20 protein-coding genes and 1 pseudogene are annotated in these 23,087 nt (G+C 40.0%); 6 read left to right on the plus strand and 15 right to left on the minus strand.

Features of this window, described 5'->3' with window-relative positions; translation table 11 throughout:
- Positions 1 to 66: 66 nt before the first annotated feature.
- Both ACYPZI_RS07215 and ACYPZI_RS07220 read right to left on the minus strand, forming a co-directional pair.
- Positions 67 to 3,070, minus strand: a pseudogene (locus tag ACYPZI_RS07215) (N-6 DNA methylase).
- Between the two features lie 18 nt (positions 3,071 to 3,088).
- Entirely contained in the window at positions 3,089 to 4,039 is a 951-nt protein-coding gene (locus tag ACYPZI_RS07220; RefSeq protein WP_459600081.1) for a hypothetical protein, read from the minus strand.
- 16 nt (positions 4,040 to 4,055) lie between these two features.
- Between ACYPZI_RS07220 and ACYPZI_RS07225 the strand changes: the two genes are divergently transcribed.
- From ACYPZI_RS07225 to ACYPZI_RS07235, 3 genes are all read left to right on the plus strand, one after another.
- Positions 4,056 to 4,391 (plus strand): hypothetical protein, encoded by a 336-nt coding sequence (locus ACYPZI_RS07225; protein WP_459600082.1) that lies wholly within the window; start codon positions 4,056 to 4,058, stop codon positions 4,389 to 4,391.
- A 17-nt stretch (positions 4,392 to 4,408) separates the two neighbouring features.
- Positions 4,409 to 4,720, plus strand: a complete 312-nt coding sequence (locus tag ACYPZI_RS07230; protein ID WP_459600084.1) for a helix-turn-helix domain-containing protein — start codon at positions 4,409 to 4,411, stop codon at positions 4,718 to 4,720.
- A 68-nt stretch (positions 4,721 to 4,788) separates the two neighbouring features.
- A complete protein-coding gene (locus ACYPZI_RS07235; RefSeq protein ID WP_459600086.1) occupies positions 4,789 to 5,085 on the plus strand; it encodes a helix-turn-helix domain-containing protein in 297 nt (98 codons plus the stop codon).
- Positions 5,086 to 5,180: 95 nt separating this feature from the next.
- Here ACYPZI_RS07235 and ACYPZI_RS07240 read toward each other — a convergent pair whose 3' ends face one another.
- Together ACYPZI_RS07240 and ACYPZI_RS07245 are read right to left on the minus strand one after the other, a co-directional pair.
- Positions 5,181 to 6,425: a site-specific integrase gene (locus ACYPZI_RS07240; protein ID WP_459600088.1), complete on the minus strand. Its 1,245-nt coding sequence runs from the start codon at positions 6,423 to 6,425 to the stop codon at positions 5,181 to 5,183.
- 58 nt (positions 6,426 to 6,483) lie between these two features.
- Positions 6,484 to 7,710 (minus strand): tyrosine-type recombinase/integrase, encoded by a 1,227-nt coding sequence (locus ACYPZI_RS07245; RefSeq protein ID WP_459600090.1) that lies wholly within the window; start codon positions 7,708 to 7,710, stop codon positions 6,484 to 6,486.
- Positions 7,711 to 8,070: 360 nt separating this feature from the next.
- Here ACYPZI_RS07245 and ACYPZI_RS07250 point away from each other — a divergent pair, with 360 nt between their 5' ends.
- Positions 8,071 to 8,631, plus strand: a complete 561-nt coding sequence (locus ACYPZI_RS07250) for a hypothetical protein (protein ID WP_459600092.1) — start codon at positions 8,071 to 8,073, stop codon at positions 8,629 to 8,631.
- A 16-nt stretch (positions 8,632 to 8,647) separates the two neighbouring features.
- Positions 8,648 to 8,788, plus strand: a complete 141-nt coding sequence (locus tag ACYPZI_RS07255; RefSeq protein ID WP_459600094.1) for a hypothetical protein — start codon at positions 8,648 to 8,650, stop codon at positions 8,786 to 8,788.
- A gap of 913 nt (positions 8,789 to 9,701) precedes the next feature.
- Here ACYPZI_RS07255 and ACYPZI_RS07260 read toward each other — a convergent pair.
- The 4 genes from ACYPZI_RS07260 to ACYPZI_RS07275 all read right to left on the minus strand — a co-directional run bounded on the left by ACYPZI_RS07260 (position 9,702) and on the right by ACYPZI_RS07275 (position 10,970).
- Positions 9,702 to 10,091, minus strand: coding sequence for a DUF5053 domain-containing protein (locus tag ACYPZI_RS07260; RefSeq protein ID WP_459600096.1), 390 nt, complete (start codon positions 10,089 to 10,091; stop codon positions 9,702 to 9,704).
- Between the two features lie 45 nt (positions 10,092 to 10,136).
- On the minus strand, positions 10,137 to 10,301 hold the full coding sequence (locus ACYPZI_RS07265; protein WP_459600098.1) for a hypothetical protein: 165 nt from the start codon (positions 10,299 to 10,301) through the stop codon (positions 10,137 to 10,139).
- Between the two features lie 134 nt (positions 10,302 to 10,435).
- Positions 10,436 to 10,630, minus strand: a complete 195-nt coding sequence (locus ACYPZI_RS07270; RefSeq protein ID WP_459600100.1) for a hypothetical protein — start codon at positions 10,628 to 10,630, stop codon at positions 10,436 to 10,438.
- The gene (locus ACYPZI_RS07275; RefSeq protein ID WP_459600102.1) at positions 10,593 to 10,970 is read right to left on the minus strand and encodes a helix-turn-helix domain-containing protein; all 378 of its coding nucleotides are present in this window, start codon (positions 10,968 to 10,970) and stop codon (positions 10,593 to 10,595) included. Before ACYPZI_RS07275 ends, ACYPZI_RS07270 begins: the two co-directional genes overlap by 38 nt.
- 169 nt (positions 10,971 to 11,139) lie before the next feature.
- On the opposite strand from ACYPZI_RS07275, the gene ACYPZI_RS07280 reads away from it, so the two are divergent.
- The gene (locus tag ACYPZI_RS07280; protein ID WP_459600104.1) at positions 11,140 to 11,355 is read left to right on the plus strand and encodes a hypothetical protein; all 216 of its coding nucleotides are present in this window, start codon (positions 11,140 to 11,142) and stop codon (positions 11,353 to 11,355) included.
- A 165-nt stretch (positions 11,356 to 11,520) separates the two neighbouring features.
- On the opposite strand, the gene ACYPZI_RS07285 is transcribed toward ACYPZI_RS07280, so the two are convergent.
- From ACYPZI_RS07285 to ACYPZI_RS07315, 7 genes are all read right to left on the minus strand, one after another.
- Entirely contained in the window at positions 11,521 to 14,799 is a 3,279-nt protein-coding gene (locus ACYPZI_RS07285; protein WP_459600106.1) for an efflux RND transporter permease subunit, read from the minus strand.
- A gap of 35 nt (positions 14,800 to 14,834) precedes the next feature.
- Complete coding sequence (locus tag ACYPZI_RS07290; RefSeq protein WP_459600108.1) at positions 14,835 to 16,319, minus strand: TolC family protein; 1,485 nt, start codon at positions 16,317 to 16,319, stop codon at positions 14,835 to 14,837.
- A gap of 10 nt (positions 16,320 to 16,329) precedes the next feature.
- Positions 16,330 to 17,553 (minus strand): 6-bladed beta-propeller, encoded by a 1,224-nt coding sequence (locus ACYPZI_RS07295; protein ID WP_459600110.1) that lies wholly within the window; start codon positions 17,551 to 17,553, stop codon positions 16,330 to 16,332.
- Complete coding sequence (locus tag ACYPZI_RS07300) at positions 17,538 to 17,858, minus strand: NVEALA domain-containing protein (RefSeq protein WP_459600112.1); 321 nt, start codon at positions 17,856 to 17,858, stop codon at positions 17,538 to 17,540. Before ACYPZI_RS07300 ends, ACYPZI_RS07295 begins: the two co-directional genes overlap by 16 nt.
- Before the next feature lie 208 nt (positions 17,859 to 18,066).
- Positions 18,067 to 21,162 carry an efflux RND transporter permease subunit gene (locus ACYPZI_RS07305; protein ID WP_459600114.1) on the minus strand — a complete coding sequence of 1,032 codons (3,096 nt, stop codon included), beginning with the start codon at positions 21,160 to 21,162 and terminating at the stop codon, positions 18,067 to 18,069.
- Positions 21,163 to 21,211: 49 nt separating this feature from the next.
- Complete coding sequence (locus ACYPZI_RS07310) at positions 21,212 to 21,799, minus strand: hypothetical protein (protein ID WP_459600116.1); 588 nt, start codon at positions 21,797 to 21,799, stop codon at positions 21,212 to 21,214.
- On the minus strand, positions 21,792 to 23,075 hold the full coding sequence (locus tag ACYPZI_RS07315) for a 6-bladed beta-propeller (protein ID WP_459600118.1): 1,284 nt from the start codon (positions 23,073 to 23,075) through the stop codon (positions 21,792 to 21,794). The genes ACYPZI_RS07310 and ACYPZI_RS07315 overlap by 8 nt, the downstream gene beginning before the upstream one ends.
- Between the last annotated feature and the right edge of the window lie 12 nt (positions 23,076 to 23,087).

A 23,087-nucleotide genomic window follows, 5' to 3' on the forward strand; every position in this document is an offset into this window, starting at 1 on the left:
TTTGTTTCTTTTTTGATTCTGTTATAATAGAAAGGGCAGGCTTAATCCTTTCTCAGTAGCCATTATTTAACACACCAGCCTCTGGCTACCCCAGCTGATATGGAATTTCCCTTCACTGTCCTGTTCGCGGGTAAGCAGGCTTTCGATTACGGACATGGTGATATCGAACTCCTCGAATATCTCCGACTGTTCTTTTAGTTCACCTGATTTGATAAATTCGTTCAGCCGTTCCTTTGTCAGTACCAGGGCCATCAGGTTCTGTTCAATCGAATCTTCGTAAGATACAAAATGCACCCGCGTCCGGTCTCTGGAATCGAGCCGGATAAAGCGGAAGTAAAACTGTTCCATCTTCGGGATATTCCATTGCAGGGATTCGAGTATCACATCGTTGCAGGTCGGGATATTCGCCGAACTCTTCAGCGATTGCTGCGTACAGATAAGGATGCCGTTCAGGGTATCCTCAAATTCGGTAATAATATTTTGCCGTTTTTTGAATGTGACATCCCCCTTGATCATAAATACGGGCCTGCCGGGAAATTGTCCGGATATATACTGCCCGTACATATCCAAAGCGGCCAAAGTAGTACATCCGACAGTAACCTTGCCGGGTATCGCTTTTATCATATTCCGGATATATCTTGTTTTGCCGGGATAAGGATCGCCAAAGTAGCCGTCTATCAGGTTGGGAACGGAACAGGCTTTAATCAATAGTTTTATTTGCCTCATCAGGGCGCAATCCGGCTTCCTTTTTTGTGTCTCCGGTACTGTTATAGTATAATTCACATATCCGGCAGAATTCCTCGACAATGACGCGATAGACCTCCCGTTCTCCATCGGCGGGAGTTACCGGATGGGTCCTTACCTCATATTTCTCCCCAGCGAAGTCCCTGAACTTGCGGGTGATAATCGTTTTTCCGATCAGGTCGAACAATTCCTCTTTATTGTAGATATCCTGGTTCTGCTTTTCAATGCCGAATACACTGGCCTTGCCCGGACAGAAGCAAGCCTTGAACAGGTTATGTCCCTGATAGGCGGGAAAAGGTTCACCGTAACAGTCATTGACCTTTCTTACAATATCCCCGCCTTTATCCTGGTGATAGATCCTGTCGCACCAACACATCATATTGATGGAGTTGTTATACAGCAGCTCAAACTGGCTGTATAACTCGGTGATGTGGTTCCGGGTGGTGGTTCCCGTATCGAGTATTTTGTAATTCAACCTTCGGAATATACTCAGCGCCGCTTTGGTTCGTTGTGATACCGGGTTGGTGATCTCATCCGATTCGTCGAATATCAGGCAAAATTTCCGTGAATGACACTTTACCAGCCTGTTCAAATCCCGTTTCAATTTACTGAGCATGGATATACTGACCACAAGGAAAACTCCTTCGGGGATGTTCCTGAAGTCCTTATAGCTCCGCAAGGTATAATACCGCTCCCTGTTCACTTTCAAAAATGTTTCCCATGTGAGATTGGTTGCTATTGCCGGGGCCAGCACGATCGCATTCCTTACTTTCCGGTATTTGAGCAGGTATTTCGCATAATGGTATACCGCCGCCGTTTTACCCGAACCCTGCTGCCAGTTCAACAGGGAGTATCTTTTTTGAAGGATCAGGTTCAGGTCATGTTTCTGTAAATTAGTAAACCGGCAAACCTCCCGTTCCTTATTGATAAACGTCGCGTTATCCAGATAGTCCTGGATTTTGGGATCGGTATCCATTTCAGAGAATATAAGGCTTTGTCTTTCATATTCCCGTTGCTTCCTGCTGATCAGCCTTTTTGCGGCTTTTATCTGCTTTCTTATCCCGGGAGTATATTCGGGAGGAACCGGAAGACTTTCCCTGCCCAGGACGAGATCGTTTATACCTGCAAAGCGGTGCTTTATCCCATCCAGCAGGCGGGGAGCATATTGCTTCAACCTGAAACCATAAGCCGTCTTAACCAAAGCGACCTCTTTGCGGGGTATTACATATTGGCTGGTGATATACTTGCGGATGATGCCCAGTACTTTGGTCGTCGTCAGCTTATTTCTCTCCCATTCCCTGTACTGTTCATTGGTGCAATCCTCCGGAGGCTGCTGGTTGTGGAACTTGGCAACAAGCGCGACTGCTTTGTCATAGTGCTTTTGGAGATGCCTGTGTGTCTTCAACTCAAAGAGGTACTTATTTAACTTATATTCGAATCGCTCCAGTTCCTCCCTGTTTATCGAATGCATCTCCCTTATCAGGCTCACCTTCAGGTTGGCTTTGAGTATTTTGGCGGCATCGATCCGTTTACCCAGCTCTTCCCATGAAAGAAACTCCTCTGCATTGTACGGGGTCATTTCAATGTGCCGCGATTCACGCATAAACACCATTACCCTGGTATTGAAATTATGTACTCCGACTGAGGCAAAAGCATTGGCGTCCAGTTTGGCCTGTCCTATAAAAGAAAAATCACGGTTTACGGCCGTGACTTTTGTTTTCTCCCAAAATTCGTTTTGCAGGAAAGAGCAGGGGACGATTATCATCAGTATGCCTGCCGGATTCAGGACGGAATGGGCTTTTCCCATATAATAGAACTGGGATAGCTGCCTGTCTGTTTCCAGATTGAACGGCGGGTTTCCAATGATCATATCAAAGCGTTTATCCGGCTTGTATTGGACAATGTCGCATTTTTCGATATGGGCGTCGGGATATAAGTAACGGGCGACTGAAACAGCCTTGCCGTCGATATCGAAACCATATATATTATGTTGGTTCGGCAGATGGTTAAAGAAATTCCCCATACCGCAGCACATATCGAGTACCATATCCGATTCTCCGGGCTTTATCAATCCGGCCATATCCCTGCAAATCTCGTGCGGCGTAAAGAACTGGCCCATCTCGAATTCTTTCTTTGCCTGGGAATATGCATGATAGCTGGCAAAATCTTCCTGCTTGAAGTTATGCAGCCCGCCGACGCCTGTGTAGCAGTTGTAGATAGTTTCAGGCGGCAACTCATTCTTGACTGTGCCGATGGAGAATAAAATTTTCTCATTGATTTCCGCCCGCCTGTCCTGCGGTATCTGTTGGGGAATTATCCGGTACATAATGGTTTTGTTTAAAGGTTAGTCTTCATCGTTTCTTAATTCAAGCGTATCCAGTTTCAGTTTATAGAAACAGGCGTCTGCCGTTTTAGTATCTTTAAACTTGACGTCGATACGCCCGTTCCTGAAGAATTTCATTTCTTCGGCATTGCTTATTGACAAAGTATATGGGCTTGAGATGTCCACATTATCGTCATCGAACCGGATTATCATGGATGTGCCTCCATGCAGGGTATTATCCGCGCCGAAGGCTATCCCGGCGCACAGGTCTTCGAGCTCCTTCCGGTAGTTATAATGCAGTTTGTTCTTCTCTGTCCAGAATGTATCGAAGCTGATTACATCGGGAAATACGATTTTGTCTTTCTTCAGTTCGGGTTTCACCTTGCTCCAGCGGCCGGGACTTACCGCGTGAAGGAATCTCCTGATCAGTTCATCTTCCGCCGTATCCCGGAAGCTGCGTCCTCCCAGATGTTCGATTACCTGGTCCACATAGCTTTGATAAAGCGGACGGAATCCCACCGGTAGCTTCTCCTTATCTATTTCAGGATATGGCGCCGACACGTTATATGTGTTGTTAAAATAGGCGACGATCGATTTGGCAAAAGCCAGTACGGCGTTGTAGTTCTTTTCAGCCAGTTTGTCGATGTCGTCAAACGGCTTGAATTCAAATTCCGTATAGTCCGTCCTGATAGTTTCATAACCGCGGTACGGTTCATGCATTTTGACTTTCCCGTTGGCCAGGTAGGTCACTTTATGGCTTTCCGTGTATTTGGCGGCTTCCCCGGCAAATATGTTGTACCAGCGGCCGATTTCATCCAGGCTGCGGTAGAGGCTTGCCTGTTGCCTTTCGCAGAATATGCGGTCTGCATCGGATATTTTCTCCTCGTTACGGATTTGAATTTTGTAGATTGAAGAAAGCAGGTCCAGTTCCGCACCTTCTGCTGCATTACGCTTTGTTTCTTTCTGTAGCATATTTATTTTTCTTTTTTTGTTAATCCGGCTTGTGGGGCCGGAGATACCCATAGCTACAGGCCGGAAAAGGCCGGGTCCAGGCGGGGCAGGGTTTTCCGGAAAAATACCGGAGCAAAGCGAGGATGATTTTTCCCGGAAACCGGAAGGCCTGACCTTGCCCCGCCGTTCAGGACACGGGAATACCTTTGCCTGTGGCTATGGGGATTTCCGGTTTTATTTGACGGAGCTTTTCCCCTTCATCTTTATGATCTCAAAAACCTCCTGCCCGGTGACATATGATGATAAAGGATGCAACAGGTCGTCAGCGGCATACATCCTTTTACTTTTTGTATTTTGTTTGCATCAGGAATAAATTAAAAGAGGAATGTTATGGAAATTGTAAATATCGACGCGGAACTATTTGAGAAAATGCTCTCGGCTTTTGAACGTTTTATCACCCGCATGGAAACCCTTTGCCGTTTACATGCCGGTAAGGAAGCCGGCGAATGGCTGGACAACCAGGATGTATGCCTGCTGCTTAGTATATCACAAAGGACTTTACAGACGCTCCGGGATAACGGCGCGTTGGGTTTTAGCAAGATCAGCCGCAAAGTCTATTATAAGCCGGAAGATGTGGAGAAGATCATTCCGCTGGTGGATTACCTGCGAAAAGCAGCCGTTAAGAAAGGGAAGCGGATATAATCACGAAAGGAAAATGTTAATCGTACCCCAGGTATGAGTTTTAGAATATAATATAAACCGGAAAATATATGGGTAATCAATTAATTACATCTGAAAATGAACGGATAAAATCATTGCTCCATTCATTGGATCGCCTCTCTTCGTCTTTAGAGCGCTTGTTTTCTGCCCGGAAGCCGACATTGAACGGGGAGAGCTTTTATACGGACGAGGAATTGTCGAAAAAACTGAAGGTCAGCCGGAGCAGTTTGCAGGATTACCGCGACCAAGGGCGTATCCCGTATATCAAGCTGGCCGGTAAAATCCTTTACCGCGCTTCTGATATCGAAAAACTACTGGAAGATAATTACAGGGAGAAGTTCAGGTAATTTCCGTCTGGTAAGTATTTTGCAGGATACTATGATACTGTGAAACGGCAGGCTATTCATGTGAAGCCTGCCGTTGGTATTATAGTTTGGATATGTCATTGGTTGTCATGTATCCCTGCTGTCTTATCCAGGCCTGCATCTGTTACCGGAGCGTCTTTTTTCCTGCGTATCATTAACCTGTCCATATCTTCCGATATTTTTTGTTCTGTGATTTGTGCATAACCCTGTGTCGTGGAAATATTTGCATGCCCCATCATTTTAGCGATACTCTCGATGGAAAGTCCCGCCGAAATCGCCAGTGTCCCGAAGCTGTGCCGGCTTTGATGGTAGGAAAGGTTCTCTTTAAATCCCATGGAAACCCCGATTTGGTTTATATCCCACCAGATCATATCGCGGACAGGCAAAGGAAATACAGGCTTACTGTCATCGGTGGTATTGTAAAGTGAAAGTATCTGCCCGGCTATCGGGTGCAAGGGTATAAATGCTTCTACATGTGTCTTTACTCGCTGTTTCCGGATATAGAGCCTGCCTTCCGCCGTTTTTCCGATATGGCGGGGATAAAGGCGGTGCATATCCACGTAAGCCAGACCGGTTAGCGACGAAAAGATGAAAGCCCTGCGCACCAGTTCCAGCCGTGGTTCAGGCATTGGAGTTTCCATTATCCGCTTTAAATCATTTTTGCTTATATAGCGGTGCCTGGCCGGTTCTTTCTTTTCGTACCGTACATCTTCAAGCGGATTGCTCCTCAATACCTCCTGGTCGATGGCAATATAGATAAGGCGGTTCAGCCAGGTCAGACTCCGGTTTATATAGGAATTCTTCCGGTTGTGCCCTGTTTTCAGGTAGATTTTGAATGATTCCCCGAACTCCCCGGTGATATCCGTAAAAGCAATATCTTCCATCCCCCTGGAGAGCAGAAATTCCCGCAGGTTGGTTTGCATAAGCCTGGACTCCCGGTGGGTTGAATTTGAGTTTATCTCTGTCGAACGAATCCGTAAACGTTCCAGTTCCACTGTACCTGCTTCAAGCAGGCAGGTAGGAATAGAGTTTATACCGGCTATCGTATTTTTCAAAAGTTCGCTGCTGACCGCTCCCTGTTGTTTAAGGATATGCTCATAGGTATTTATAATACGGTTACGGAACTCTGTCAGGCGATGGTTATCCCTTGCCGTTTTAATTACACCTTTTTTGGCGTTCCATTCTTCAGGCGGACAGTAAATACCTGTCGTGAGAACGGATATTTTGCCGTCGATGCTGATCCGGCACATAACGGCTGTTGTGCCGTCGGACTTTACTTTTGCCCGGTTGATATAGAATAACAGTTTGAATGTACTGCGCATGGTTTATAAATTTAAAGATTTAATATTCAAAAATTTAAAGGTTGACGGGATCAGGAGACTAAAGGATCAGCTTCAAATCGCCGGTTGCTTCTATAAACCTGTCCATATCTTCGAAAAGCTTCTTCGGGGTGACGCGGGCATAAATTTGTGTCGTCTGGATATTGCTATGCCCGAGCATCCGGCTGATCGTTTCTATCGGAACGCCCTCTTCGAGCGTAATAAGGCTTGCAAAGCTGTGGCGCCCTGAATGGTAGGTCATTGGCTCTTTTATATCCGCCAGAACCCGCAAGCCTTTCATATTCGCTTTTACCATGTCTGCCGATTGCATCGGGAACAGGGTATCCCTGTTTTCATCCTTGTATTTCTCAATCAGGGCGATTGCTTCGGGCAAAAGCTTGACACGCGCCCGGTAGTCTGTTTTCTTCCTCCGGTATTTGAGCCACAGGCCGCCCTCTTCATCCGTATACAGGTTCTCCCCCGTAATGCGGACCACATCCGCGTAGGATGTGCCTGTATAGCAGGCGAACAGGAACAAATCCCTTGTGAAACGGGTCGAAGGGTAGTTTGGGGGGATCTCCAGGTCCCGCATTTTCTCAAAGCTCTCCCGGCTTAATGCTTTCGGGGTTGTCTCTTTCTGTTTGGGCAGCTTGTAATGGGCAAAATGAAATTTCTCGGATAGGCCTTCCTTAAAGGCAATCTTACAGATTTTCTTCAGGATAGCCAGGTAATGGCGGACGGTATCCATCGAATATCCTTCGCTCAACACAAAATCCTGGTATTCCCGGATGAATTGCTCGTTCAGCTGCCCGAAGGCAATGTCTTTCATCTTGAACTTCTTTTGAATGAACTTACCGAGCGAACGGTGCGTGTAAACGTAAGTACTTAACGTGGTCGGGGCGACGTCGATTCCGATACGGGTCCTTAATCCCTCCATGTGCCGGTCGAGAAGGGTAAGCAGGGTCGTTTGCGCATTCATGCTTCCCTGGTATAAAACCTTCACTGACTCAGCGTCAAAAGGCTTATTGCGTTTCACAAGGCTGTCAAATGCATGGTGCACTGCCAATAGTAATTTATCTATTTTGGCATTGGCTTCGACCGCTTCATTACTTTTGCCGTCCAACCGGCTCTCGCGGGGATTCCACAAAGTGGGGGTACAGGATAGCTTGCTGCTGAACTGTACCTTTGATTGGTTTACGGTAATGCGTCCCATGATGGGGGCTTTACCCGATTTGTCTAAACTACTCTTTTTAAGATAGAGCAGCACTTTGAATTTTTCTACTTTCATACGCTTATGTTTTAACTGGTGAAATTACCTGTTTTATAAGCGTTCTTTGTCATGCAAAATGCTTCAAATCAGTGGATAATAAACAGATTGAGGTGCTATGGTTTACACTCTGTTACCTGTTTGTATTCCGGTAACAAGCGGCTAACGGTTTGGTAACTGAAATACCCTGATATTTTACAATTGCTCGCTTTTTATTCAGACCTTGAATAGTTGTCAAACAGCTAACTAACAACCGAATACCATATAGTTTCACCATTTTGTTTTTGCTCGCTTTTCTCAAAATTACTCACTTGGTGCGCACTTGGTACGCAAAAAAATACAAATATAATAATCAGGTTTAGGACACTTTAAAATTTATATATGGATAATGAACGTATGTCAATCCGGAAGTTTGCCAAGTTAATCGATCTATCAGAAGGCGCGGTTAGGAAAGCTATTAATATAGGGAAAATAAAAGACGGGGTAGATAACTCAGGAAATAGGCCAATGATAATACCCAGTATAGCCAGAAAGGAGGTTGAGGACTTAGGTATAGGGCTTAAATCAAAAGGCAGTTTCCTCAAAAACGGTCTGGATTTATCCAACCTTACAGATGAAGAAAGGAAAAATATAGAGGTTCTTACAGTCGATACGGCGACGTTTAAAGAATCGAAGCGGCGGGAAGCTTATTATATGAGTGAACTTGCCCGGCTGGAGTTTGAAGAAAAGAACGGGACTTTAGTAAAAAAAGATGAAGTATATAAGGAATTATTTGATTTTGGAAGCGAAATAAAATCGCGTATATTATCTATTCCGGATCGTATAACAGATGAATTGATTTCTTTATCTGATGACAGGACTGCGTTTTATAATCTATTTTACAAAAACCAACGTGACGCACTCGAAATATTAAGCAAATCGGATACAGTTTTAGATAAGTAACTAATTTTAATATATTATGACAGAATCAAATAATACGACAACACCGGAACAGGAAAGCGATGTAGCGATATTTGTTAGAAATGCCTTTTGCGCCGGGCTTGCACATGATGGGAATGATAACGAGAAAAAAACCGGAACCGAAACAGCAAATAATTAAAAGCCCTGATATATGAAAAAATTACCGTCAAACGATAAGGGGAGAGCCCCGCCCTGATTTTTTATGGTTAATAAATTATATTTCATCCGCCGTCCTTTGTTGTGATAATAAGGGACGGTATTTTTTTTATCGGGAAATGATGTTTTAGAAAGTTTTATTATATTTGTATTGTTATCCAATAATTGATTACGGTGGGCTCCCCTTTGGCCGGTATAAATTCTTTTCTTATGAAACCGGAACAAATAATAGATATAGTTTGTAAAGTAACTGAAATTAGTATTGATGAAGTGAAATCACTTAGCCGTAAGAGAAAAGTTATATATGGCAGGAAATTAGCTATCTCCTACTTAAGTACTATAATCCCAAATCCGGAATATCTTAGTACATATATCAATATTTCGGTTTCGTCAATATATTATCACAGGGCGAATTTTAAAAATGAGATAGAAACTGATCGGATGCTTTCATATCTCAAAAAACTATGTGATAACGAATTACAGTTATTACATAATTAAGGCTTCTTTTTTTTGTTCTATATATTTTATTTTTAATATTGGAAATACGCCCGAATAATACCGGGTGTATTTTTTTTGATGAGGAAAAAACAGTATATTTGTATACATCTATGTTCCATTTAGCAGGCTCCGTATTTATACGGGACTTGCTTTTTTTTATTCCCGGAACTAAAAGCCGAATTACTTAAGGATGCTTACAAAATGATAGCTATAAATTAGTGAAATGCCTATTTTGTCAAATACGGAGATAAAGCAAAATGTCAGTATTCGGGGTTTACATAGGGGAAATTCCCCTTATGTAAAATCAAAGAAATAAAGTAAAATGTCAGGATTTAGGGTATAGAGAAAGAAAAAGCCCCCGGATGAGGGGGGCGGGGCTCCGTGTCAAATATAAGCTATTACAAAGAAATGCTTACAGAGCCTAATTTTTTAGATAGATCGTTAAGGGCGTATTTTAGTTTATCGATTTCGGACGGGGTAAACCTGGCCGGCTTGCCGTTTACCGTATTGCCGTTTATACGCTGGTATAACCATGCGTCCGTTTTATTAAAGTATGTTTTTGCGATATACACAAGGGATACCGCCGGGATTATATCCTGTAGCTTTTGTTTCATTGCCAGCTCTGTAGCTTTAGCGGCCGTATCCTTTGCAGATTCTACCATACCCGCCGCAAATTGATCAGGATCTTTATTTATAAGTTCCTGCATTTGCCTGTCTATATTATTGCGTTCCGTGTCTGTATTCGCATTGACAAAGGCCTTTTTCAGTTCGTCTATTTTTTCTTTCATAGGATTTTGTTTTTTTATCCCCCTCCGGATGGGAGGGGGCTTTTGTTAATGTCCGATTTCTTTTAACCTCTCTGTAATGATCTCTATTTGCTCGTCAAAGTATTGTTTTAGCTTTTCGCCCCTGGCAGATACTTCTTTGTAGTAAGAGAGAAGAAAAACAAGTTCTTTTTCAAGTTCCCTTTTTTCCTTTTTCAGTTCTTTGTTCAACATATTAAATAGCTCTTTATATTTGACTACACAAATATAATAATGTTTTCATTATTAAGCAAGCGAAAGGATATGTTTTTTAGCAGAAATCAAAATATTTTTTACTCAACAAAAAAGCCTATCATATCGATAGGCCTTTATTTTTCCTTTATTATCACCAGATCGCCTAAATATATCGTGCCGTCCTGTGATGTGCAATGATAGGTATCGGAGCTTTTGTTATATTCCTGTGTCAACATCTTAAAGCCGGTTTTTTTATCCTCAACCAGAACACCCAGGGAGATTATACCGGGTTCAGGGAACAGGATCAGGCGGGGCGGGTGTGTCCTCATCCTTTTCTTTATTACCCTCCTGAGCTTTGACCGGGGGTGTAGGGGCGGTATTTATAACAGGCCGGGGCTTGGTATTGGTGGTATAGTTAGCCCCGTCTTTTTCCAGCCTTATTTTATTGCCGCAATACGGGCAATTGACGGTATTGTCTTGCGGCTGGGTGAAGAGGTCGGTAAATGGTACACCTAAAACAACGGCGATACGTTCTAAGGTATCGAGTGAAGGTTTTGTTTTACCCGTCATTATATTACTCATATTTGCTTGCGTCATTCCGATATCATTTGAAAGCTGCAAAGCTGTCATTCCTTTATCCTTTAAAATTTCTTTTATTCTAAATTCCATTATATATTTTTTTATTGCAAATATATAACAATATATATTAATAGTATATATATAAATGTTAAAAATATATTTTTAGTATATTTTTTTATTTGATTTATTTTTGTGTTATATATTTATACTATATATTTGCGTCTGTAAATTATAGTATAAATATATAAAATTAAAACGTATGGAAACAACAAATGCAACAGCAACTAAAAGACTGGAAGGGTTACAGGAAGATTCTAATAACGAAATAGACGTATTAAGGAATCAATTAGCGGACGTTATATGTGATCTCATTCACTGGGAATCGGACATTTCAGACAATAATAAGGATGAACATATAATAAACCTTGTTTCTTTAAGACAAACTTTACATGATTTGAAAGGGGAGGTTTATTAAAAAATGGCTTTTACACTTTTTTTACACCTTGAATAGTTGGTTTGTGAGGGTAAGTAATTGATAATATTATTGATATAATATATTTTGAGCAGCTTACAATGGATTAAACTCATGCTTGACAGAATCAAATTTTAAGATTTAAACAGTTTCTGAGTGTTTACTACATTATGTCTGAGTGTCTTGATTCTGGTTCCGTTTCCCCACCCCCATAAACAATGGCAGGAAAATGAATAATGCAATAAAAGACAATATCAATCCGCTGATTGTCCCTGCTGCCAAAGGAAACCAAAAAGCCTCTTTATATTCACCTATCATAAAAGGAATAAACCCAAGGACAGTAGATATAATTGTAAGAAATATAGGCCTTATTTTAGTATTCCATGCTTTTATATAAGCTTTTACCGGTTTTATCTGAGGATTGGCATTCCTTATATTATTATATTCATTCAGTATGTAAATATTCGCATTAACCGATATTCCCGCCAAGAGAATAAAAGCGGCAAATCCGCCTTGATCAAAATTCAAATCGAATATATAGAATGTCAGGAAGATACCAATAAACGAAAGGGGTATGATAAATATAACAACTAATGGCTGCCTTAATGAATTGAATAAAATACTCGTGGTGAAGAATATTATCACTATTATCAGCAATAATAACCAATATTGGCTTGTTCCTCCCTGGTCCCACCAATATCTGGAAGAATCACTTTCGGCCTTATAGCCTAGCGGGACTGTTTTGTTGAAAGACTGAATCGCACGTTCCATCACATTCCAGGCCTGCTGGTAGCTGCCGATGTATTCATATTGCAGGCAAAGGCGGTATTGCTGGTTTTCTTTTGCAATATCCTGGGGAACCTGAGCCTTTTCTATTGTTGCTATTTCTGTAAGCTTATACCCTTTCTCTCCAACTCTGCCCGGATAATTTTCCATGTTCCATATATCCAACTTACCGATTTGTTCGGGAAAAAGCCGGATAGGTTCTATTCTGCTATTATTAACCCAGTCTCCGGCATGTACATTCTTTTCAAACATCGGTGTTAATGAATGAAATAAATCGGATGGCAGGATATTTTCCTGGGCCAGCCTTTCTTTATCGAGGTTAAAGACAAATTCCATATAGTCATTTTTATACCAGCTGAATTTTGAATCTATCGTTACTTCTTTTATTCTGCGATGTTGCATCAGCGAATCCTTCATAGCCAACGCTAATACATTGAGATCGTCATAACTATATCCCAGAAGTTTTATTCTACTGGAGCCTGCCTGCTCTTTTACATCGTTGTTGAATCCGTCACCCAAACCGTATACGCTCCAACTTCCGCCTCCCAGTTCGAGCGCTTTGCTTATAAGCCTCGATTTCAACATATGAGGGAATGAACTTCGTTGATGTTTTTTTACAAATAATATGCGTATGCCGGCTCTCCTTCCACTTTCAATATTCGTTTCAAATTGCTTCACTTCCGGGTATTGTTTTATATAATCTTCCATTTTTTGTATCAAGGTATTCATCTGCTCCCTGGTAGAACCGTTAGGCAAGGTTGCTGCTATATTCAGAGATGTTTCGCTGCGCTCTCCGGATGAATATGACCCATTCTTTACTTTTTGCGCGAATAAGCGCATCGTTCCGCCAAGCACAACATCAGAAACCGGTTTTATAGATTCTTTATAGAATGCCGAACCTAATGTTTTGTTGTAAAAATCACCCCAAAAGCCCAATTCTTTATCTTCACTTATAGTGAGGTAATCCCTTTCGGCTTTCTTCTCAATTTTTTCAGGCAGGAGAAAAACAGGCAATCCAAAAGCAAATATAAGGATTACGGCAAACCATACTCTTTTGCGGTACATGAACATAATAACTTTCTCGTAGATACGGTTGAAAATTATCAATGAATTCCTGTTTTTGATCAAGCGAATTACTTTGTTCTTACTGAAATTTCGATTCTTTTTCTTTTTTACGATATTGAGTTTGTCTATTAAGGCGGGAACCAAAAATAAAGCAGTAAATAGCGACACGACCAGATTTATCATAATTACCCATACAAAATCCAATAAATTGAGCCGGACGCCCTCATCCATAAAAAATATGATAACCAAGGCTCCCATTGTTGTAATAGTAGCGGTAAGTATAGCAAAAAACGCCTTTTTGTTACCCCGTTGGATAATCTGGTCAGACATTATAATTGCATTATCGATGATTAACGTTAACGAGATTGTCAATCCGGCCAAAGAAAACATCTGTAGCTCTATTTTCAATAAATAATAAAAAATAACCCCAACAGAGATATTTGCGATTAATGAAAATATGATAAGAAGCGAATATTTCAAATTTCGATAAATAACAAAAACGAAGCATAAGAGAATCAATACCGTAAGTCCCGAACGGAAATATATCTTGCTCATTTCGTCCTTTATATATTCGCTTGCATCATACGATAGATGAAATTCATAACCGGATGGTAAAGATTCTTCGAGTTCGGCCATTAGTTGTTGGACTTGATTGCTCAGTTTTAATTGATTAGCGGCATCTTCGGCAGTAAGCGATAAATAAATCGAATTCAACCCGTTTATACGGAAATAGCTTGCAGTTTCTTCCTCTTCAAAACTGGTATTGGCCAGTTGATCCAGGTAAATAATCGTTCCATCATTATTTTTTACCTGAATTACAGCGGGATCGAATGGTTGATCTCTGTTTTCTGAAACAAGAGCTATACGAATCCACTGTTCTTGGTCTTCTTCATCGTCTATCTTCCCTATCCCAAGGAATTCCTTATTGAGATATGACTGTATCGCTGATTTTATGTCATTGACAGAAACTTTATAGTTTTGTAATTGTACAAAATCATATTCAAGTTTATAAATCATTCTGCCGCCACCTGTAACATCTACCCGGTCAATGCCTTTTATTTCCGCTAATTTTGTTTTTATATTATTATCCGCATATTCCTGTATAAGAATTGGAGAAATAGGTGCATTAATTGTGTAACGGAGAAACGGATAATTCGCTTCTTCTGTAGTACCTGACATATTGATAGAAGGATAACTCACACCTGAGGGTAATGTCGGCCATGTTTGCCGGATAACGGTGGACATTTCGAATCTTGCCATATCGGGATCGGCATGTTCAGATAATCTTACTGTTATGTTGCCGTATCCGTTAGATGAATAGGAACTTATTTCCTGAACACCTTTTATCCGGCTAAGCATTGCCTCCAACTTAGAGGTTACTTCCATTTCTATTACCCTCGCCGATTGTCCCCACATATTGAAAGAGACATTTACTACCGGATGTTTCCTTGATGGATTAAGTTTTACAGACAGTTGGGGAACCAGTATCAGTCCGAGAAAGAGCAGACAGGTAAAAATAATTATAACAGAAAAAGAAGAAAGTAGCCTCTTCGGTTTTTCGGTTTCTTTATATAGTATTACGTTGTTTTCAGGCATATGTATATTCTCGTTATAACAAGTGGATTTTAATATTACTCTCTTATACCTTCTATCCGGTCAAACTGTTCGGTCAGTATCTCCTGCCCTAAAAAGTCGAATAGGGTCAGCTTGCGCAACTTATAGTAACTCAACCAATAATCCCTGAGGGTTAGAATATAGTTTTGATGTGCATTTTTTTGTCTATCTAAAGACAGGGTCAGGCTATTCAGGTCTGCTTTGCCTATAATAAACCGCTCTTTGGTCACATTATAAGCTATTGTCGCCAGGTTCAGCGCTTCTTCTGCGCTGCTGATCAGGTTCTGCCGGGTATTAAAATCATTAACAGTCATGATGACATCCTGCTCCAAACTCAATTCTTTTTGCCGGATAGAAATTTTAACCACATTCAGGTTATTACGTGCCATGTTAGCCCGGCCTTTGCGTACCCCCCAATCTACAAGAGGAATAGTCAGTCCGATACTTACAACGTCTTGTTGCAAAGGTTTTCTATAAGCTCCTGCAAAATTATCAGCCACCTGGTTGAACCCTACGCTGGCCGAAAAGCTGGCCTCGAAATTGGAACTTTTCTTTGTCCTGTCCACTTCTCTTTCAGCCTCGAGTATTTCCTGCCTGTATCCCATGAAGTCAGGGTTGTTTTCCCTGGCATACTGAAGCGCCATATCGGCTGATATATTAATCTCTTCCGGGCGTTCAGGTAATTCTAATATGACTTCTGTTTCTTTATCCATATTCAGGAAAGATACAAAGCTGAACATCGATCTTTTCAGATCCATTTCCGCATTCTTCAGAGAGTTTTGGGCATTTACTACATCGAGTTTCAGCGTTAATAAATCGGACTGGGATATAGAGGCGATTTTATGCCTTTCTTCACCTATACGGTAGAGTGTGTCGGATGAGGATACATTCCCCTGAGCCATATCATATTCCATCTGAGCCATAGCCAGAGAGAAAAAATACGAGATGACAGTCTCCGATATCTCCTGCATTGAATATAGAAACTGCTTTTTAGCTTTTTCATATTTGAGGGGTTCTATCTTTTTCTCCCATTTAAAGCTGTTAAATCCGAACAGTGCCTGGGAATACCCTATACGTATCGGTACGGAACTGAACTGCGAATAGGTATTGTCCCCGAAATTACGCATATAGCCCAGTTCCGAATCTATGAAAAACGTACCGCCGGTAAGGTCGAAGTTCTGGCTTATAGACAGGTTCCCATAAGTATATAAGGATTGTTGCTGTCTGTATACGTCAATATTGTTCTCCGAATCGTAGCGCCGTGTAAAATCACGCTGGTATTGAATAGGTGTCGCCCTTAAGGACAGAGAAGGCAGCCTGCCTGCCTTAAAAGAACGGTATTCCCAATAGTTTGACATATAGAGATTCTTCGCCCGGAACGCCTGCAGGGAACTGTCGGTGGCTATTTCGATACTATGACTCAGATCAAGCTTTATTGTCTGAGAATAAGATAAGACAATAAAACAATAAAGAAAAGTAGAAAGGATTGTTATTTTTTTCATCAGTAATATATTATTTCCTAAAATAATAAAGGAAGATAATCGGATTATCGTCTTCTGTGATTTCTGAAATTATTTTTTCAAGAATCAGATTTTGATTGTCTTCTTTTGGGAGATTATAAATTAAAAGTAAATCTTCTACGGAAAGGCTTCCTAATATATAATCATCTGTTACATCCGAGAATGGTGGGCAACAATAGCTCATATCATCATATAACGTTCCAATGTAAACTTTATCTTCTTTTTTAGAATATAATACCTGATAAAATTCCTGATTGACGTATATATTGAAAGAATAATATTTATTATTTTCCCAGAATGAATTTAAGCCATATGCATATTTAGATTCTCCTATATCATCTGTAGTGTTGTTGTCGAAATAGTTATCAGGCAAATTATATTTCCCAAAGTCGAAGTGATATTTTATATATAAACTATCGCCTTTTATTGAATATATATTATTCGAAAACGGCATAAAAAAGCGAATCTCACCGTCATAATGACAGAATGCATTTGGTGAATTATAACTATGTACGCTACCGTATCGTTTATCGGGCTTGAAAGGAAGTTTTCCTTCCACTGTGTTTTTATTTTCATTAAAAAGAAACAGATAATTATTTACCCCAGAGTTATCTTTCTCGTTGGAAGCCGTGCCTGCATAAATGAACATTTGATTCTCATCATAAGCGAAAGAATTGCCTCCTAATTTAATATTGTATTTTTTGACAAAATTTCCCAATAGATCATAAACTAGAATTTTGTCTCTATGACTAAACAGATATATTTTATTATTTTCCGCATCGATATCAAAATCGGTGAGTTGTGTATACTCTTGAGGACCCTGTCCAAGACTATGAATTTTCCAACATAATTTTCCTCCCATATCGAAACAAAATACAGTTTGGCTTCTTTTATCCAGAATATAAATCTTTTCGTCTACATATTTTAACCGTGTTATTTCTTTAATAAGAATGTCATCTGTAGTTTCCAAACAGATATATTTCAGACTATCAAATAATTCAGAATACAGTACTTTATTCTTATTCGTGCTGAGGTTAATCTCAATAATATTCTCAGCGAAAAGATTATTAGCTTGTTTATTACCAGTTTTACATCCGACAATTATTAACAAACAAAAAACATATATAAAAACTGATATAATTTTTTTCATATTTTTAATTTTTAGATTAAGGGAGAGGGCTACTCTCCCGTTTTTAATTATTAACATGGCATCCATGAGGTCCATGTTCCATTACTATTTTTAACTTGATATCTACAACTAGGAGTACATGATGTTAGTGGTCCTCCTATAGAACATGTAATAATTACACTTTTTTTATATACAGTTCCGTTCATAGAAGATGTGGTCTCATTCTTATTTTCGTCCCAACCTTCTCCCTTTTCATTCTGAGCTAATGCTTCTATATTAGCTAGAACCAATATTGACGGATCACTTTTCTGCCTCAAATTAAAACTCACATTAAATGCAATAACACCAGAAATCACTATAATAAAAAGACTTCCTATAATTTTCTTTTTCATTATTTTATAAAATTTATTGTTTTAAAAACTATTTATTTGTTTTTAACTGTATCTATCATTTCAACAGTCCCGAAATTACGCAGATTTCAAATTCTAATAACTACTTTCGCATTACCTCCTTTTTTTAGTGAGGGAAGATTGGGGCGGAGGGTATTGTCGTATCTTTTGCGAGTGTAGACAATGTTCCGCCTCTTTTTCTTCCTTTATTCTATTTCTTTTCCAATAAATTTCTTTTTTCTTCCTTTCTGTATATCCACCAGTATACAAGCGGAACTACAAACAAGCTTACGGGGGTTCCCATGACCATTCCCCCGATAGTGGCTATAGCGAGGGGTTTTTCCATGTTAGACCCCAGGTCATCCGTAAATAAGAGGGGAATCATACAGACAATGGATGTCATACTTGTCATTAAAATGGCTTTCAATCGCCGCCGGCCTGCTTCGTGTATAGCCTCCATTAGGGTGAAGCCTTCTTTGCGCAGTTGGTTCATCACGTCCACTTTCAGGATGGAATCATTGATAATAATCCCACAGGTGACAACTATTCCTATGGCCGACATCAGGTTTAGGGTATGCCCGGTTATCATCAGCAGGCCCAAGGCTGCTGCTACGTCAACCGGAATTTCGAGCAATACGATAAGCGGTTGCCTGAAATCTTCAAACTGCGCGGCCAGGATAAAGTACATAAGCATTATGGAAACAAAGAGGATTACAATCATTTCATTAATCATCTTTCTATTCGAAAAAAATCCCCCCGAGAAATCAACTTCCCAGTCCGTATCTTTCACAGCTTCAGCTTTTACTTTCCCGATAATTCGTTCCACATTATTTGTTTCATAGTACGAAAATGGAATATACTCTCCGGTTTTGCCCGCGATTATGGTCTTTAAGTCTTCTGTCGGTGTAGCTGTTACAAAGGTAGAGAGGGCAACTTTATTTTTTGTACCATCATTGTTACTGGAAATTTCTACCAGTGTATTATTTATAACCTCTGTAATTGTTTTCTCTTCATCTCCTAACACTATAGGAAGGTATTGCTGTTGGGAACGTAGCGTCGCGAACTGGTTTTCTTTAAACGCGGTTCTGAGTGTACGGTATACCAGATCGTAATGGACATTGTAAAGCAATAGTTTTTCCCTGTCGATACGCAGGTTTATCTGGTTTTGGAATGAATTACCTACAGGAGCTTCTCCTGTTATGTCTTTCAGTTTTTTTTCTATAGCGAGGATTGTTTCCGCATCTAAATTCCGTGTCTTATCAGTAGAGTAGTATTCTACAACAAGATCGGCTTCACCGGTTGCAAATATTTTTTCAAAAATATTGCCTACCGGCGAAAATGTTATCAAAGCATACGGATATTGTTGTAAAAAATACTTTTGAATACTTTTTTTCAAATGATTTATTTCATCTGCTGTTTTGACTTTTATATAAATTTCCGCTTCGGTAGAAGATAAATCACGGTCTCTATTCAATAGAAATTGTTGCTGGCCTACTAATCCGGCATTTTCTTCCGTTTGGGACTCTAATGCTTTAAAGAAAAGGATACAACGCCCATAATTTTCCTTTATGTGAATATTCTCGTTCCATTCAATATGAACCATTACCTCATTCTGATTGATATCCGGCATCTTTTCTTTCTTGATAGTCATAAATAATCCAATGCACAAAGGAGACAGGACAAGCATAAAAATCAAAGTCAATATCTTGTGAGAGAAGACCCAATCGATCCCTTTATGATAAATCTTCTGGGCTATGGATTCTTTTTCCTCCTTCTGTATTTCCGTATCTTTGTTGATTTGGAAGAAACAAGGTATCTTCACCGAATATACAAGTCTGTAAAGTACAGGAAGAAGTGTCATCCCTGTAAGGTATGAAACCAGGAGTCCGACTGTAACGGAAAATGCCTGATCGAAAAATATAGCTCCGGCTATCCCACTCATAAAAATAAGAGGAAGGAATACTGAAATATTAGTCAATGCAGAGCTCAGCATCGGAATACTCACTTCCTTGGTTCCCACGACGCAGGCTCCGTCTATCACCATACCCCGGCTCCGGTACTGACCGATATTATCGGTGACGACAATAGAATTATCTATCATGTTTCCCGATGCCAGAATCAAGCCTGTCAACGAGACTACATTCAGTGAAACATGAAACAGATAGAAAAATAAGAGGCTGATTATAAGTGAAACAAACAGACTCAAACCGATAATGACAGAAGAACGTCCGTCTTTCAGAAAAATGACAGAAATCAGAAATACAAAAATAAACGCTAGAATAAGGTTCTGTTGCAGATTGGATATTGTATAGTCGAGAAGTTCTGTCTGATTTTGCGTCATATTGAATTCTATCTCAGGAAAGTCCTTTCTGAATTGCTCTACAACTTCATTCATGGCATTCTGCATGCTACTCATATTTTCATCCGATTGCTTTATAACCGAAAGCACAATTGCACGCTTGCCGTTGTATATAGCCATACCTTGTTCTTTTTCCGGAGCAAATTCAACTTTAGCCAAGTCTTTCAGCTGATATATACGTTCATTCTTACGGATGTAAATATTCTCAATATCTTCCAGTGTTCTTAGTATGGAGGAAAAACGAATGACATATTCGTAGTACCCGTCACGAACAACCATGCTCCCCGGGTCGACATTGTTATTATTCAACGCGCCTTCTATATCTGATAAGGTTATCCCGCTGATGTCTAATTTTTTCTGATCGGGTGAGATTATGATTTGCTTTTTTATCATCCCCGACATATCTATCATCGCCACTTGCGGCAATTGTTCGAAACGGCGCCGGATGACGCTTTCAGCAAATTCGCTCAGCTCGATGAACTTAGTGACGTCGGTTTGTTCGAAACTACTGTCGGTACGCAGGGTGAGATCAAGGCTAAATACCGGGATATCTGTCGCGCTGGCTTTTATCACCCGGGGACGGGCTATCTCGCGGGGCAGGTAGTTCATAGCCGCATCGATCTTCTCATTCACCTCGATGAAGGCTAGGTCGGTATTGGCTCCATATTCGAAACTCATGTGAATTACTGCATTGCCATCGCGAGTTTCGCTGCGTATATCGCGCAACTTCCCCACCTGCATCAATTGCTGACGTACCTTGCTGACAACTGTATTCTCTAATTCCCGGGCAGAAGTATTCTGCCCGGATATCTGAACTGATATTTCGGGTATGGCGATATCGGGCAGCAAGGATACCGGGATATTGATATAGGTAATTATACCCAATATAAAAAGCGCCGTAAAGGCCATCAATACCGATATGGGACGGTGAATGAGATGTTTGATCATAGGTTAGCTCTGTATTTGTATCAATGTCATTATCTATATCTTATATATTTCACAAAACCTTTTTTATTTCCGAAAGATAATCTTCGGTCAATCTCCTATAGCCAAAATGAGGGAAGAAAACCATTGATATTTCGTCCTCCTTATTAAGAACGGCGAAATAGCGTTGTTGATTTTCCTCATATTGATAATCAGGGATTTTCAGTAAATTTAAAGGAGTATTGATATAATTGAATTTAGCCAGTTCATTCCTCAGCTTGATTCTATTCTCTCTATTATCTTCAAATGCCGGCAAAACCAGTACCTTATCTTTACCTTCTTCTTTCTGAAAATTTAATAATTCTTCAATATCCTCGTTGTAGCAACTTTTACACATATATTCCGGATATCTGTATATTAAAACAGGCTTTTTCAGATTATTTTTCCAATATTCCCGGTTCATATAAAAGCTTTGATATATTTCTGCGGACAGTTGAACCGAATGTAGTAACATCCGTGGATCGATGCGGCTATCCTCATGCTGCAAATTGCCTGTGATATCTTCTTTTTTCTTATTACGGGAATCGATATTTATATAAAGGATAATAAGAATAGCGAAGATAACTGCGCCTCCGGTAATAATATATATAACTTTATTCATATTCATAGTAAAATAATATAGGGTTAGAATCCTCTGTTAGTTTCATTAGTTTTTCCACCTGTATATTATCCAGATTGAGCTTACCCTCATGTACATGCCTGATAAATTCTTCCATAAAATGCATATCAACATAACCATAAATACCATCCTTATCCGAATATATAAAGTCGGGAAGTATTCCAAATTCCTGTTTATCGAAATTTGTTTTGTAAATCAGATCATCCAATATAAATGAAACAAAATCTGTCGAATTTTCTTTTGTATTGTACATTACCGTTCCTATTTGAGTACTGGTACTATACTCAAAATAAATAAAATCCCGCCCCTCAACATAGTCTCTAATTTGATAGACCTTTTTCATTTGTGTAAGCCTGCTTGAAAGAGAAATTTCACTATTACCATCATTTTTTCTTGCCTTTTGTATATCTTCTGTCGTAATAAAGTTTTCACTCTTGACCGATAAAAAAGGAACTACTCCATTTTTGTCCAGGGCTATAATCGTATCCATACATGACTGCACAAATTTAGGTCCGGAATACGGAGAATCATAGAATGGATTTTCTGCAGTAAAAAAAATATTATCCCCATGCCGGCAATTGAAGCCTTTATTATATTCCTTATTACTAAGCCAGCATGCGGTTTGCTTTCCCGTCTTCAGGTCTATTTCACGGAGCATGCATTCATCCTCCACATCCACATAACTGTTGGCATCCGCATACATTTTTCCGTTATAATACTGGATGTAATTGCTGCGGATATTTTCATCCTGTAATTTTACGGAACTGATAAATTCGCCCCCGGGTAACCTGTAACAGTTGATTTTCCGTTGGTTGTCTATAATATACAACAATTGGTTATCCGTATCGATGGTGAAATCACTTGGCCTGATATATTCTCCCGGGCCGTCCCCTATCCTGCCGATCCTCCTAACGAACTCGCCTGTTTTGTTAAAGGCAAAGACCCCTTTGGCAACCCTGAAGTCTATGACCAGTATCAGGTCATTATATACTGCAATCTTATCTATTGAGCTTAGTAGCGATTCAGGCGTGGTTTCCAGGATTACAGGCGTGGCTTTCTTAAATAAGAAAGAAGTATATTGGATATTATACCCATTTTTAGCTATATTCTGGTCTAAATCGATGCTTATAATATTTTCATTCTTATTTAACTTGGAAATGGATAAACTATTTTTCAAGCCCTTTTTCCCTCCAGAACAGGAAACAAGGATGCCAGACAAAACAATGTATACTATAAATGAGGTAGTTTTATTTTTCATATTATTTGGGTT

The organism is Dysgonomonas reticulitermitis (genome assembly GCF_054601275.1).